Here is a 14,365-nt window from a genome sequence, read left to right as displayed (position 1 = left end):
CGACCTTCGCCCTGGGTCCGGCTTTGGCCGCAGGCGTCTCCGGTTTGATGACTTTGGGCGGCGCCATGCCTGTCTCTGGATTTCGGTGTCGGACCCGCTATCGCACAGGCTCAAGGCGCCGTCGCGGGTTCCGTTGCCACGCCAGCCGCCGGAGAAGGCAGGGCCTGAACGACGATCGGCTTGCGTGCCAGCCAGGTGGTGGCGACGGCCTGGACCTGTTCGACGGTCATGTCTCGATAGGCGGCTTCCCAGTCGATCGCATCACGCACGATGCGGGGTTCGCGCGCCGACCCGTCCATGACCCCCAGCCACCAGCCATTGGTGCGGCGACTGGCGGGGATGGCATCCAGCACGGGCCTGCGGGCGGCCTCAAGGGCCGTAGCCGTTATCCCCCCGGGCGAGGCGAGGGTGGCAGCGACCCGTTCCACGGCCTCGCGGACGATCTGGGCCTGGGCGGGGTTGGTCGCGATACTGACGTCGAGGCTGCCCTGGTCGCCGAAATCGGACGTCTGCAGCGAGACGCCCGGCGAATAGGCCGATCCCAAAGCCTCACGCACCTCGTCGCGAACGGCATCAGCCATGATCAGCCGCAGCAGACCCAGAGCCCGAAGCTCGTCCCGGCGTTCGCCGTCGCCCACGAACAGCGGCCAGACCAGGTTGACGACGGCACGGTCCCGCGCGCCCTCATGGACAACCCGTTCCTCGAGCGGGGCCTCGGGATAACGCAGGAACCAGGTATCGTCGCGCGCCCTGGAGATCTGGCTTCGGGCAGGAATGGCCCCGAGGGTGCGGGACAGCGCCTCGACGGCCGTCGCCTCGTCGACATCACCGACGACCGTGACCTCCAGCGGAGCCTGGGTCAGGGCGGGCTTGAGAACTCGCTCGAAGTCTGACGGGCCAGCCTCAAGGATGACATCGAGCGGCGGCGGGAGGCGGGGGCTGGCAGGGTCGATCGCCTTCAGCAAGGCGTCCGTCGCCACGGCTTCGGGGGAGCTGGTCCGGCTGCGGTACAAGGTGCGAATAGCGTTGATCCGAATTTGATCGAAGTCCCGACGGAAGCCTGGATCCGTCAGGGTGGCTGTCAGCAGTTGAAGCTGGGGCTCAAGATCGACCGGACGGGTATCGCCCTGCAAAACGAAGGAACGGTTCTGCATGGAGAGTTGTGCGGCGACCCGACGGGAGGAGAAGAGGTCGGCCATCTCGACCATACTGTGTTTGCCCAGCCCTCCAGGCGTCAGCATGACGGTCCCAAGACCAGCGGCTGGATAATCGGCGGGAGCCACTTCAAGGGAACCGGCTCCGAACCGGACCGCGACCAAGATCGCGTCGCGCGAGAAATTGACCGACTTGAAATTCACGACGACGCCATTCTCGAACGTCAGGCGGACGAAGCCGGGGTCGTCCACGATCTCCCGCGTCGCGACCCGGCCCGGCGGGCCGAAATCGGTATAGGCCCAGGCGGTCGTCGCGGCCTCCGCGACGGCGTCCGGCACCGGGCGGGCCTCGATCTCCTGCCACGCCACGCGAACCGCCTCGGCATCCGGCACCTCTGGCAAAGCCAGGGCGATCAGGGGTTCGGACCCCCCGATTTCGCGCAGGAAGGCATCGTGAACAGAGGCGGGCGTGATGCCGGCGACGACGCGATCATAGATGGCGGCATTGTCTTCCGGGCGCGTGAAGGCGGAGGCATCGAGGCCGTCAAAGGGCTGGGCGGCCAGGAGCCCGGCAGCAAGCCGGGCCGAAAAGCGCGTTTCCGCCGAGACGATGGCGCTTCTGTTGGACTCCTTCTGGGCTGCCACCACACGATCAATCTCCGCCTGGGTGACGCCGTGCGCAGCCATGCGGGCGACCTCCGCCTGGGCGGCGGCCAGGCCCTCGCGCCAGGTGGCGTCTGACCTGGGCGTGACGCCGAGACAGGTATAGGCGGCTTCCCGGCCCCAGGCCGAGACACTGACCGAGGCGGAGGTGAAGGGTGCCTCCGGATCCTGCGCCAGGCGGGTGAGACGCCGGTTCAGGATGGCCAGCCACAGATTGCGCTCGATGTAGACCTTGCGCCGCTGCAGCGAGTCGGGGCCGAGCAGCACAGCGGGGCGGACCCGGCAGGCGCTGATGCCCGAGCCTTGCTGACGTTCCGCAGACACCATGACGTCCAGAGGGCGTGCCAGATCGGGCTTGCCGGGAACGGCAGACACGGGCAGCGGACCCTGACCCGTCCAGTCGGAAAATGTGGTCCGGATGCGGGCCTCGATATCGGCTTCGTCGACATCCCCGACCACGATCAGGGTGGCCAGCTCGGGCCGGTACCAGGCCTTGTAGAAGGCGGTCAGGGCCTCGGAGGAGATGGCCCTCAGGGTGCTGGCCTCGCCGATCGGACTGCGGGTCGGCCCCCTCAGCCCGGGGGCCACGAAGGCACTGTAGCGCTGCTGGTAGTCGAAAGCCGGGCCAAGGCGCGCCTCGCGCTCGGCCATGACCACGCCCCGCTCGCGCTCGACCGCCGCGGGGGCAAAGATCAGGCCGTCCGCGACGTCGCCCATCCAGGCAAAGGACAGGTCCAGCCGATCCTTGTCGGCGACATTCAGGTCCAGCGAATAGACGGTGCTGAACGGACCCGTGAAGGCGTTCTGGTCGCGGCCGAAGCCGATGCCCGCTTCGGCAAACCTGCGGATGAGCTCGCCCTCGGGAAACGACCGTGTGCCGTTGAAGGCCATGTGCTCGAGGAAATGGGCGATGCCCCGGTCGGCGTCCGCTTCCTCGAAACTGCCGACCCGGACCATCAGACGGATCGAGGCCGCCCCCTCCGGGCGGGGATTTTTCAGGATGGCATAGGTCATGCCATTGGGAAGGGTGCCGTTTCGTACGCCCGGGTCGCCGGGAAGCGGATCGGTGTCCGCCCCCGCAACGACGGGCCCTTGCGCGGCGATCAGGGCATTCGCTGGGGTCTGTGCCGACGCCGGAGAGACGACCAGAAGGACCATGAGAGCCAAGGGCACGAATACACGTTTAACCACACCCGGCTCCCATCAGGACAATGCAGACGCGAACCCTAGCGGGCCTCGGGGGCTTGTCCAAGGCCTTTCAGCCACAGGATCATCCCTGCAGCCCGTTCGCCCTCGAGCCAGGCCCCGTGGGCGGTGCCGAAGAAGGCGGGGGCTGTGGCTTCGCCGGCGATGAAGATGCGGTCCTCGATCGGTTGCGACAGGCGTCCTCGGTCGCCCGCGTGGCCGGGCAGGGCGTGGGAATAGGCGCCGCGTGCAAAGGGGTCCGCACCCCACATCGAGGTGGCCAGGGGCTGGATGCGGCGGCGGAAGGACGAGCCAAGCTGGTCGACCAGTTCGGTCGTGGCGAAATCAAGGAACGCGGCCTCGCCCTGGGCCTCCAGCCCCCGGGCCAGGGGGCCGCCGAAATACGCCTCGATCATGGGGCGACCGAAAGGACGCAGATGATAGAAGCCGATCTCGGCCGTATCGGTCCGGCCCATCAGCTGGCTGTCCGGTTCGAAGTCTTCAGCACCGCTGACGGCCAGATGGAGCTTGGACGCGAGGCCGAGCGGAACACCGGACGCGGCCTCCAGATGGGCCGGCACGGGCGGGTCGATGCGGATCGCCTCCGAGCTGATCAGATCGGTGGACACTGTCAGGATAACCTGACTTGTTTCGATCCGCCCCCGGGCGGTATCGATGACAAGCCGCGGCCCCGAACGGTCGATCCGTGTGACCGGGCAGTTCAGCACGACGGGCAGGCCGTCGCCCAGCAGCTGGATCAGAGCGCCATAGCCCTCGGTCACCCTCCAGTTCACGCCGGTGTCGCGATAGGCATCGTGGTCGAGGGTCGAGACCTCGGCAAAGCGCGCGCCGTTCATCGCCCCGGAGATGGCATCCATCCGGGCGTTCCATCGGTTGCCGGGCTCGAAATGATCTGATGCCGGCCCGTCCCTGCCTTTTGCTGCGGCCTCGGCAATGCGGCCATCAAACGCTGCGAACGCCTCGCCGAACGCGGCCTGGTCGGCGGAAGTCTCGCCGAGGCTGGGGGTTCCGGACTGCCAGGGCGGGGGCGTCTCGTGGACCGTAAAGCCTTCGGCGCGGGCCCGGTCAGTCAGGACATTTTCGTCGGCGGAATGCAGCCAGCCGCAGCCAAGGTCGAGCCCGTGACCCTCGCGCGGCACCGTATGGGCCCGGCCACCGACCCGGTCGCGGGCCTCCAGAACGACCACCGAGACCCCGGCCGCCATCAGGCGACGGGCGGCGGCAACGCCCGCCGCACCGGCCCCGATCACGACGACGTCGATGGTCGAGGGCAGTCTCAGCATGGCCGCCGGCCGAAGGGGCGCGGTGTCAGACGTCCACCGCCGCATCCAGGGCATTGTCCTGGATGAACTCGCGGCGCGGCTCGACCACATCGCCCATCAATTTGGCGAACAGGTCGTCGGCGTCATCGGCATGGTCGACCTCGACCCGCAGCAGGGTGCGGGCGTTGACGTCGAGGGTCGTCTCCCACAGCTGTTCCGGGTTCATTTCCCCCAGACCCTTGTAGCGCTGGATGGCCAGACCCTTCTTGCCGGCATCGAGCACGGCGTTCAGCAGGTCGATCGGGCCGCGCACGGTCGTGACCTTGTCCTTGCGGGTGTAGGTCGCCGGGGTCGAGAAGACGCCGTCGAAGGCCTGGGCGCGTTCTGCCAGACGGCGGGCGTCGAGGGATCCCAGCAGGGCCTCTTCCAGCACGATCTTCTCGGACACGGCGCGACGGATGCGGTCGAACACCACCGCGCCCTGGGCCCCGGCGGCACCGGTCCAGGGACCGTCGCCTTCCTCCGCATACAGATTGAGGCGTTCGGCAGCCTTGACCGGGTCGCCGTGATCCTCGTCGAACAGGCCGGCCAGGGCCCCCTGTTCGATGGCAAAGGCCGGGGCGCGCTGGCTGAGGCGGTCGACCAGACCCTTGAAGGCCTTGGCCTCGCGGACCAGGCCCTGCAGGTCCAGCCCGGCGCGGCGTTCGCCATTGGCGAAGTCCAGAGTGGCCTCGGACGACCCCTCCTCGATCAGATAGGAGTCCATCTCCGACTGATCCTTGAGGTAGCGGCTCTGCTTGCCCTTGGAGACCTTATAGAGCGGCGGCTGGGCGATGTAGATGTGACCCCGCGTGATCAGCTCCGGCATCTGACGATAGAAGAAGGTCAGCAGCAGGGTCCGGATGTGGGCACCGTCGACGTCGGCGTCGGCCATCAGGATGATCTTGTGATAGCGCAGCTTGTCGGCGTTGAAGTCGTCGCGGCCGATGCCCGTGCCGAGCGCCAGGATCAGGGTTCCGATCAGTTCCGACGACAGCATCCGGTCGAACCGGGCGCGCTCCACGTTCAGGATCTTGCCGCGCAGGGGCAGGACGGCCTGGTTCTCGCGGTTGCGGGCCTGTTTGGCCGAGCCGCCGGCGGAATCACCCTCGACGATGAACAGTTCGGACTTGGCGGGGTCGCGTTCCTGACAGTCGGCCAGCTTGCCGGGCAGGCTGGAGATGTCGAGGGCAGACTTGCGGCGGGTCAGGTCGCGGGCCTTGCGCGCCGCCTCACGGGCCGAGGCGGCCTCGATGATCTTGGCCACGACCAGCTTGGCCTCGATCGGATGTTCCTCGAACCATTGCGACAGGCCCTCGGTGCAGAGGCCCTCGACGGCCGGGCGCACCTCGGACGAGACCAGCTTGTCCTTGGTCTGTGAACTGAATTTCGGGTCCGGCACCTTGACCGACAGGACGCAGGTCAGGCCCTCGCGGGCGTCCTCGCCCGACGGCGCGACCTTTTCCTTCTTCAGGGCACCCGAGCTCTCCATGTAGGAACTCATCACCCGGGTCAGGCTGGTGCGGAAGGCCGACAGGTGGGTGCCGCCGTCGCGCTGGGGGATGTTGTTGGTGAAGCACAACATGGTCTCGTGGTAGGAATCGTTCCACCACAGGGCCAGGTCGATCTCGATATTGTCCTTCTTGCCCCGGATGACGATGACGTCCTTCAGGATCGGGGACTTGGACTTGTCGAGGTGGCGCACGAAAGCTTCGACGCCGCCTTCATAGTGCAGGATTTCCTCGAATTTCTCGGCGCCGCGATGGTCCTGCAGCTTGATGACCACACCCGAGTTCAGGAAGGCCAGTTCGCGCAGCCGGTGCTCCAGCGTCTTCAGGTCGAAGTCGATATGGGCAAAGGTGGTGATCGATGGGAAGAAGGTGACCTGGGTGCCGCTAAGGACCTTGCCGTTCTCGCGCATCGGGGCATCACCCGTGACACGCAGGGGGGTGACCGTGTCGCCCCGCTCGAACCGCATCTCGTGCTGCTTGCCGTTGCGATAGATCTTGAGCTCGAGATAGTCGCTCAGGGCATTGACCACCGAGACGCCCACACCGTGCAGGCCGCCGGAGACCTTGTAGGAATTCTGGTCGAATTTTCCTCCGGCATGCAGCTGGGTCATGATGACCTCGGCCGCCGAGACCCCCTCGCCTTCGTGGATGTCGACCGGAATGCCGCGCCCGTTGTCGGTCACGGTGACCGAACCATTGGCGTTCAGAATCACCTCGACCAGATCGGCGTGGCCGGCCAGGGCCTCGTCGATGGCGTTGTCGACCACCTCATAGACCATGTGATGCAGGCCGGAGCCGTCGTCGGTGTCGCCGATGTACATGCCGGGGCGTTTGCGGACAGCATCCAGGCCCTTGAGAACCTTGATGGATTCCGCGCCATAGGCGGCTTCTTCGGCGGTGTCTTCGTTGCGGGCGGTTTCGTTCTGATCGGTCATTCAGGTGTCCGGAGACGCGGACGGCACAAGGGGTCTGATCTTGACCCGGCCCGCTGAGGTAAACAGTCCGGACGCCGCCGATTCACGGCGCGCCCGATGCGGCAATCATACAGGAATTCGCACCCCGATAGCGAGCCCCTGTCGGACCGTCAGGGCGGGCCTGTCTGGGAGGACACCGCAGAGTCGCCTATGTAGCCGACACCGGCCCCGGCGCCGCCTCCACCCCCGCCCATGCCGTCACCTTCCCCGCCGCCACCGCCGCGGCCCTCGCCCTTGCCGCGCTCGCCACGAGCGCCGGAGGTCGCGGGCCGGGTCGGCCCCTGGAACGGAATGGACAGGTCGGCCGGGATCGGGTCGAGGTCCAGCGCCTTGCGGACGAATGCCCGCAGCGAGACGACCAGATCATGCACGTGCACGGGACGACCCGCGACCAGTTCCCGGGCCGCGCTCTCGGCAAGCCGGACGTGTTCCTCGGTGCCCAGCAGGATGATGTCGGAAAGGGCGGCCTCGACGGCATCGCGGATGCGCCGGCCGCGATCCGAGCCCTCGTCCGTTATGGCGGCCAGCGGCGGGATGGTACCATCGGCATCGGCTGGCGTTGTCCGGCGCAGGTCGCGCAGATGCGTCGGGTCGACGGACAGATTGCCGGTGAAGGAGCCGCCCAGAACCTTGTAGGCAGCAATCAGCGTCTTGAGCCGCTCATTGATCTGGCGATTGGCGCGCTCGCGTCGCTGCTGGATCGTCATCATGACCACCAGACGAAGCCCCACACCGATCAGCGTGATCAGGGCCAGGCCCAGCACCGTCGTCAGCACATTTTCCCAGGAACTGAAATCAAGACCGCGCATCGCCACCTCCTCCGGTCGAACGCTGTACGGCACAGGTTCGATCCGGTTGGCCCGGCCCGGAATTGAAATCGGCCGCAGCGGGGGTCCGCTGCGGCCGAAGTCAGACGATCAGACCGCTATCAGGCGGCGAGGTCGAAGCGGTCGGCGTTCATGACCTTGGTCCAGGCCGCAACGAAGGCCTCGACGAAGGCCGGCTGGGCGTCGGACTGGGCGTGGACCTCGGACAGGGCCCGCAGTTGCGAGTTCGAACCGAACACCAGATCGACGCGCGTGCCGGTCCATTTCAGTTCGCCGGTTGCCCGGTCGCGGCCTTCGAACTCGGCCTCGTCTTCCGACGTCGCTGTCCAGACATTGCCCATGTCCAGCAGGTTGACGAAGAAGTCCGTCGTCAGCTGGCCGGGGCGCTTGGTGAAGACACCGTGCTGGACGTGGTCGGTGTTGATGTCCAGCACGCGCAGGCCACCGATCAGCACCGTCAGTTCGGGTGCCGTCAGGGTCAGCAGCTGGGCGCGGTCGATCAGCAGCTCCTCGGCCGTCAGGGTGTAATCCGTCTTCAGATAGTTGCGGAACCCGTCGGCGGTCGGCTCCAGCACGTCGAAGGATTCAACGTCGGTCTGCTCCTGCGACGCATCCATCCGGCCCGGGGTGAACGGAACCTCGACAGGGTAGCCCGCATCGGCAGCGGCCTTTTCAACAGCGGCCGAACCCGCCAGCACGATCAGATCGGCCAGGGACACGGTCTTGCCGGTGGCGTTGAAGCTGGCCTGGATGCCTTCGAGCACGCCCAGAACCTTCGCCAGCTGTGCCGGCTGGTTGACGGCCCAGTCCTTCTGCGGTGCCAGACGGATGCGGGCACCATTGGCACCGCCCCGCTTGTCCGAGCCACGGAACGTCGAGGCCGAAGCCCAGGCGGTCGCGACCAGTTCGGAAACGGTCAGACCCGAGGCGAGAACCGTGGCCTTCAGCGAGGCGATATCGGCGGCCTCGATCAGCGGGTGGTTCACGGCCGGAATCGGGTCCTGCCAGATCAGGTCTTCCTGGGGCACCCAGGGGCCGAGGTAGCGGGCCTTGGGTCCCATGTCGCGGTGGGTCAGCTTAAACCAGGCGCGCTGGTAGGCCTCGGTCAGCAGGGCCGGGTTCTCGTGGAAGCGTTTCGACACTTCCAGATAGGCCGGGTCGGTCTTCAGGGCGATGTCGGTCGTGGCCATCATCGGCTTGACGCGCTTGCCGGGGACATGGGCGTCGGGGGCCAGGTCCTCGTCGGCGATGTCCTTCGGGGTCCACTGGTAGGCACCGGCCGGGCTCTTGGTCAGTTCCCAGTCGTATTTGAACAGCAGGTCGAAATAGCCGTTGTCCCAGCGGGTCGGATGCGACGTCCATGCGCCCTCGAGACCCGAGGTGATGGTGTGCTCGCCCTTGCCGCTCTCCCAGCTGTTTCTCCAGCCGAGGCCCTGTTCGGTGATGCCCGCGCCTTCCGGCTCGACACCCACGCTGGCCGCGTCGCCCGCGCCGTGCGCCTTGCCGAAGGTGTGACCCCCGGCGATCAGGGCGACGGTCTCTTCGTCGTTCATGGCCATCCGGGCGAATGTCTCGCGGATGTCATGGGCCGAAGCGGCCGGGTTCGGCACGCCGTTGGGGCCTTCCGGGTTCACATAGATCAGGCCCATCTGGACGGCGGCCAGCGGCTTGTCGAGCTGACGCTCGCCCTGATAGCGGCTGTCGGCCAGCCAGGTGTCCTCGGCGCCCCAGTGGATGTCCTCGGCGGGCTCCCAGACGTCCTCGCGACCGAAGGCGAAGCCGTACATGGGCAGACCCATGTCTTCCATGCCGACATTGGCCGCCAGGATGAACAGGTCACCCCAGGAGACCGCTTTGCCGTATTTCTGCTTGATCGGCCACAGCAGGCGGCGGGCCTTGTCGAGGTTGCCGTTGTCCGGCCAGCTGTTCAGCGGCGCGAAGCGCTGGGTGCCAGCCCCCGAGCCGCCACGGCCGTCACCGGTCCGGTAGGTGCCGGCGCTGTGCCAGGCCATGCGCACGAAGAACGGGCCGTAGTGACCGAAGTCAGCGGGCCACCAGTCCTTGGAGTCCGTCTGCAGGGCGCGAAGGTCGGCTTCCAGCGCCTTGACGTCCAGCTTCTTGAAGGCCTCGGCATATTTGTACGTCGGCGACATCGGGGTCACCATCGACGAATGCTGAGACAGGATCTTGAGGTTCAGCTGGTTGGGCCACCAGTCACGGTTCGAGCGACCGCCAAAGCTGGTGTGGAACCGAACGCCATGCTTCAGCGGGCATTTGGTCGTGGGCTCGACGAGATCGCTACCGTCCATGGGCATGGTCTGTTCCTGTGTTGGGTTTGAGTGCGGCTTGACCGTAGCTGTAGCAAACCCTCAGCATCAATGAAAGTTGAATATGCTGATGACGACGATAAGTTAGTTTTATGAAACTTGAGGTGTCAGTTGCGGAACACGCCATCGACGTCCGGCTGAAGCCGGGGATCGCCCGCAGGCAGGGCAGGCGGATTCCGGGGATCGAACCGCGGCGGTTCCGCCGTGCGCAGACGGTCATAGCTCTGCTGGGTTGCCCGGCTGACGGCCTCGGAGTCGCGCAGGATCGTCGGCTTCAGGAAGATGAACAGGGTCCGGCGGGTCTGGCTGTTGCTTCGCGCGCGGAACAGGTTTCCCACCACCGGCAGGCTGCCGAGACCGGGCACCCGGCTGTTGGACGTCTGGATGTCGTCCGAGACCAGTCCCCCCAGCACCACCGTCTGGCCGTCGTCGGCCAGGACGGTGGTCTGCAGGCTGCGGCGGTTGGTGATCAGGTCGGCAGCGCCAAGGACGGTGGAGTTGACCAGGGACGACACTTCCTGGCTGACATCCAGCTTGACCACATTGCCGTCGTGGACACGCGGAATCACCCGCAGCGTCAAGCCGACATCCTCGCGCGAGATGGTGGTGAAGGGGTTGGTGCTGTTGCCGTCGGTGGCGAAACTGCCGGTCCGGAAGGGTACGTTCTGGCCGACGACGATCTCGGCCGGCTGGTTGTCCAGCACGGTGATGTTCGGACTGGACAGCAGGTTGGCGCTGGCATTGGTGCCGAGAGCCTGAAGCAGCAGGCCGAACTCGCCCTCCTGTCCGGCGGCGAACGACAGGCCCTCGCCCAGCAGCGACGCCTCGGGCACGCCCAGGGTCCGCAGGACGGTGCCGAGCGCGCTGCCCGCCGTCGAGAAGGATGATCCGCCCGCCACGCCGTCGGCGGGCACGGTGCCGCCGAGTCCCAGCTGGACCCCGATCCGCTCGCCCAGTTCGCCGGTGATCTCGACGATGGCGACCTCGATCTTGACCTGGGCGCGGCGGAGATCGAGCTGGACGATCAGGTCCTCCAGCATGGCGACGGTGGCCGGGGCTCCGCGCATGACGATGGCGTTCAGCTCCGGCGCGGCCTGGACCGTGACGTCGGTGAGCTGGAAGCCGGACGGACCGCGCGCGGCGGACCCGGACGCAGGGAGCGGGCTGGCCCCGCCTTCCGATGATGTGGAGCCCGTGGCCATGCCGACGGCCGCTGCGGCGGCATCGCGGTTCGAGGCGCTGAGACTGGCGAGGCCCGTCGTGTTGCTGCGCAGGGAGCGGGACACGGCATTGGTCGCCGCGCCCTCGGCGCCCATCAGGCCGGCGACGATCTCGGCGATGGACTCGGCGTCGGAGTTCCGGAGCCGGACGACCCGGGTGATCGGGCTGGCCCCGCCGGGCTGGTCCAGCGAGCGGACGATCGAACGGGCCTGGGCGATGTCGGAGGCCTCGCCCCGGATCAGGACGGAGTTGGAACGCTCGTCGGCGCTGACCTTGGGGCCTCCGGCGTCGGATCCCAGCAGGGTGCTGATCGACTGGGCGACATCGACGGCACTGGCGTATTCAAGGGCCACAACCTCGACAGCGGAGCCACCGCCGCGATCCAGGCTGGCGGCCAGTTGCTGCACGCGGGCAACATTCTCGGCATAGTCGGTGACGACCACGGCATTGGGGTCGGTGATGGCCTCCAACGCACCGGAGGACGCAACGAGCGGCCGCAGCGCCCGGACCGCCTGGTCTGATGGCAGGTTGCGCAGACGGATGACGCGGGTGATGACCTGCTGGTTGGACGTCGCCGCCCCCGTCTCGGACGACCCGCCCTGGATCACCGAGGCCTGGGGCACGATGCGCCAGACATTGCCGCTGCGAACCGCCGCGAACTGGGAGGTGCGCAGGACCTGCAGGAACAGCTCCCAGACACCGTTGCGGCTGAGCGGCTCGGCGGAAACGACATTGACCTGACCCGAGACGGCCGGATCGAGCACCAGGGTCCGGCCCGTGATGCGCGAGACCTGTTCGGCGACATCCTTGATGTCGGCCCCGCGCATGTTGATGATCACGTCATCGGCGACGGCGGCCGGCGCGGTCTGGACCGCCTGGGCCACCACGATGCCCGGCTGGACCACCGGTCCCACCAGCATCGACAGGGCCAGCACGCTGGTGGTGGACAGACGCATGATCCTGGTCACGCCGGGCTCCTAGCGAAGGGGAAAGGTGAGGGTCAGGCGGCGGCCGTCGCGGACCACCTCGACCCGCGCCCCGCCCGACTGGACGGCACGCTCGAAAAGCTGACGATCGGAGGCGACGCTGCCGACGGCCTGGCCGTTCAGCGTCTCGATCACATCGCCCGGCTGCAGGCCGAACCGGCGCAACTCCGGCGAGGGATTGGGGCCGATCCGGTAGCCGGATGCCGTCGCCTCGACCCCGAGAGAGGCGGCAGACGGAGCAGGGGGCGGCGCGGCAGGCTGGGCCGGGCGGGCCGCCTGCTGGGCCGCAGCTGCCGTGGCGATCGGAGAGGCCGACGCAAGGGCTGCAGCGGCCTGGGGATTCGGGGCGGGGGCCGCAGGCTGGGCGGGGCTGGTGATCGTGATCCCCGCGCCAGGAGCCGGTGCGGCCGGATCCGGAGCCGGCCCGGCGACCGGCTCGGGGAAGCCCAGGACTTCGCGACGGTCGCCGACCTTCAGGATGACCCGGTCGACCTCGATGGCTTCGATCACGGCATTGCCCGCGACCGTAGCCCCCACACCATAGGCAACGGACACACCGTCGGCGGTGGCGATCAGGGCCGAAGAGGCCTCGGCCGGATAGGCCAGCAAGATGCCCTTCAGCATCAGACCCAGGGTCGAGGCGGGCAGGCCCGAGCCACCGGCTCCGCCACCAAAGGGGGCCAGTCCGACGATGCGCGCAACATCGGGATCGGGGCCCCCGCTGGCCCCGAGCGGCGGCAGGGCATCGGCGACCGCGACCTGGTCACGCCCGTCGTCCCAGCCGACCAGCCGCCAGGTCAGGCCGGCCAGGGCGAAGGCCACGCTGATCACGACGATCAGTCCTGCGGCGCGAACCGCCAGGTCTCCGGCCCGTTCCGGCGTCATGTCGAGGCCCCTGCCAGACGATCGACGAAGCCGGACAGGCGGACCGTCGCTCCGGTCGTACCGGCCTCGGCCACGGCCACATCGACGGCCAGAAGGTCGGGGTCGTCTGTGGCCCGGGTCGCGACATCGACCGCCCAGTCCCGGTCCATCATCCGCACGGTGGACCGGGCAGGCTGCGCCGCAGCGCCTTCGAGATTCAGTTCGACGAGCCGGTTTTCCGCCACCCACTGGGCGATCACCCGCTGCTCCAGACCCCGGACGCCATCGATATGGGTCTGGGTCGCGCGGGTCAGGCCGACGGTCGCGACCGCCAGGATGAACAGGGCCACCATGGCCTCCATCAAGGAATAGCCGTCGCGCTGGCTCATGATGCCACCGGCTCGCGGACCGGGGAAACCACGGCATTCAGGCCGTCGAAGTCCACCCGCCAGCGGGTGTCACCCTTGGCGAAGCCAAATCCGGCGGTCGCGCCGGCACCGTCTGGATCGATCGCCATCGGTGACGATACGCCAAGGCCGACCATCCGGACGCCGTCCGGCAGAACGTGGCGCTCCCGCAGCGGCTCCACGGCATCCGCCGCCGAAACCGTGCCACCGTCCCCGCGCACGAAGACATAGCCTTCGTCGTCGAAGGCGATGGCCAGCGGACGGCGGGTCACCAGGACATCGTCGGCAGCGAGACGGAGCCGGTCGGCCAGACGGTTGGCCTCGCTCTCGACCCCCACACCCCGGTCACCGACCCCGACGCCGAGCACCACGACACCCGCCATCACCCCGACAATGGCCAGCACCACCAGGATCTCGACCAGGGTCATGCCGGCGCGGCGAAGGCGGGCGGGGTGGATCATCAGCGGGTGCGGTCCGTCAGGTCGGCGTCGAGACCCTCGCCGCCCTCCTTGCCGTCCTTGCCGAAGGACAGCAGGCTGAACCGTCCGCCTTCGTTGCGATAGACATAGGCATTGTCCCACGGATCGACCGGAACTTCCGGCAGATAACCGTCGGTCGCCCAGGCACGCGGCTCCGGGGGCGAGGTCGGCCTTTCGACCAGCGCCTCCAGCCCCTGGGCCGTCGTCGGATAGTCGCCGTTGTCCAGGCGATAGATGCGCAGGGCCGAGGCAATGGTCTTGAGATCGGTCTTGGCCACGGTCACCCGCGCCTCGTCCGGCCGCCCGATCACATTGGGCACGATCAGGACAGCGACCAGCGCGATGATGGCCAGGACGACGATCATCTCGACCAGGGTAAGACCGGCACGCGTCGACCGATCAATATTGCGTGCCGCCTTACGGTAGAGCGAAGTTTTCATGACAG

10 protein-coding genes are annotated in these 14,365 nt (G+C 67.7%); all 10 read right to left on the bottom strand.

The window, feature by feature from the left end:
- Positions 1–110: 110 nt before the first annotated feature.
- Positions 111–2,990, bottom strand: a complete 2,880-nt coding sequence (locus tag GGR13_RS13910) for an insulinase family protein (protein WP_183214196.1) — start codon at positions 2,988–2,990, stop codon at positions 111–113.
- A gap of 53 nt (positions 2,991–3,043) precedes the next feature.
- A complete protein-coding gene (locus GGR13_RS13905; RefSeq protein ID WP_183214195.1) occupies positions 3,044–4,306 on the bottom strand; it encodes a flavin monoamine oxidase family protein in 1,263 nt (420 codons plus the stop codon).
- 25 nt (positions 4,307–4,331) lie between these two features.
- Complete coding sequence (gyrB, locus tag GGR13_RS13900) at positions 4,332–6,770, bottom strand: DNA topoisomerase (ATP-hydrolyzing) subunit B (protein ID WP_183214194.1); 2,439 nt, start codon at positions 6,768–6,770, stop codon at positions 4,332–4,334.
- A 149-nt stretch (positions 6,771–6,919) separates the two neighbouring features.
- Positions 6,920–7,618, bottom strand: coding sequence for a hypothetical protein (locus tag GGR13_RS13895; protein ID WP_183214193.1), 699 nt, complete (start codon positions 7,616–7,618; stop codon positions 6,920–6,922).
- 119 nt (positions 7,619–7,737) lie between these two features.
- On the bottom strand, positions 7,738–9,945 hold the full coding sequence (gene katG / locus GGR13_RS13890; protein ID WP_183214444.1) for a catalase/peroxidase HPI: 2,208 nt from the start codon (positions 9,943–9,945) through the stop codon (positions 7,738–7,740).
- Positions 9,946–10,070: 125 nt separating this feature from the next.
- Complete coding sequence (gene gspD / locus GGR13_RS13885; RefSeq protein WP_183214192.1) at positions 10,071–12,152, bottom strand: type II secretion system secretin GspD; 2,082 nt, start codon at positions 12,150–12,152, stop codon at positions 10,071–10,073.
- Positions 12,153–12,161: 9 nt separating this feature from the next.
- A complete protein-coding gene (locus GGR13_RS13880; RefSeq protein ID WP_183214191.1) occupies positions 12,162–13,055 on the bottom strand; it encodes a type II secretion system protein N in 894 nt (297 codons plus the stop codon).
- Complete coding sequence (gene gspI, locus GGR13_RS13875) at positions 13,052–13,423, bottom strand: type II secretion system minor pseudopilin GspI (protein WP_183214190.1); 372 nt, start codon at positions 13,421–13,423, stop codon at positions 13,052–13,054. The genes GGR13_RS13880 and gspI overlap by 4 nt, the downstream gene beginning before the upstream one ends.
- Positions 13,420–13,902, bottom strand: a complete 483-nt coding sequence (locus GGR13_RS13870) for a GspH/FimT family pseudopilin (RefSeq protein ID WP_183214189.1) — start codon at positions 13,900–13,902, stop codon at positions 13,420–13,422. The genes gspI and GGR13_RS13870 overlap by 4 nt, the downstream gene beginning before the upstream one ends.
- Positions 13,902–14,360 (bottom strand): type II secretion system major pseudopilin GspG, encoded by a 459-nt coding sequence (gspG, locus tag GGR13_RS13865; protein ID WP_183214188.1) that lies wholly within the window; start codon positions 14,358–14,360, stop codon positions 13,902–13,904. Before gspG ends, GGR13_RS13870 begins: the two co-directional genes overlap by 1 nt.
- Positions 14,361–14,365: the final 5 nt, after the last annotated feature.

The sequence above is a fragment of the Brevundimonas variabilis genome (assembly GCF_014199945.1).
Taxonomy (GTDB): Bacteria; Pseudomonadota; Alphaproteobacteria; order Caulobacterales; family Caulobacteraceae; genus Brevundimonas; species Brevundimonas variabilis.
The sequence above is the reverse complement of the archived record's forward strand: the minus strand, read 5'-3'. Positions and strand labels throughout refer to the sequence as shown.